This is a genomic window from Caballeronia arationis, assembly GCF_001544975.2.
GTDB classification, from domain to species: domain Bacteria; phylum Pseudomonadota; class Gammaproteobacteria; order Burkholderiales; family Burkholderiaceae; genus Caballeronia; species Caballeronia arationis.
Window position 1 is genome coordinate 1 of sequence record NZ_FCOG02000595.1, and the last position, 568, is coordinate 568.

The 568-nt window shown below is 56.3% G+C and carries 1 protein-coding gene; it reads left to right on the plus strand.

Annotated elements, in window-relative coordinates:
• Positions 1-568: IS256 family transposase (locus AWB81_RS44035; RefSeq protein ID WP_144444440.1), on the plus strand; the 568-nt coding region annotated here is incomplete at both ends.

Genomic DNA, 568 nt, shown 5'->3' on the forward strand with positions numbered 1-568 from the left:
AGGCGGTCTATCTGGCCATTGGTGTGAACATGGACGGCCACAAGGAAGTGCTGGGACTGTGGATCGCCCAGACCGAGGGGGCGAAGTTCTGGCTGCAGGTGGTCACCGAGTTAAAAACACGCGGCGTGCAGGACATTTTTATCGCCTGCGTCGATGGGCTCAAAGGCTTTCCCGAAGCCATTGAAGCGGTCTATCCGAAAGCAGCCGTGCAGCTTTGCATCGTGCACATGGTGCGCAACTGCCTGAACTTCGTGTCGTGGAAAGTGCAGCGCGAAGTTGCCGCCGATCTGAAGATGATCTACACATCAACGACAGTCGAACTGGCCATGCAAATGCTCGAAGCGTTCGAGGCCAAGTGGGACAAGGACTATCCGTCAATCGGGCAGAGTTGGCGGCGCAACTGGGCACGCGTCGTTCCATTCTTCGACTATCCGCCGGAAATCCGCAAAGTGATCTATACGACCAACGCCATTGAATCGATCAACATGAGCCTGCGCAAGGTGATCAAGACCCGCAGCTCGTTTCCGACCGACGACGCCGTGACCAAGCTGTTTTACCTGGCGCTGAA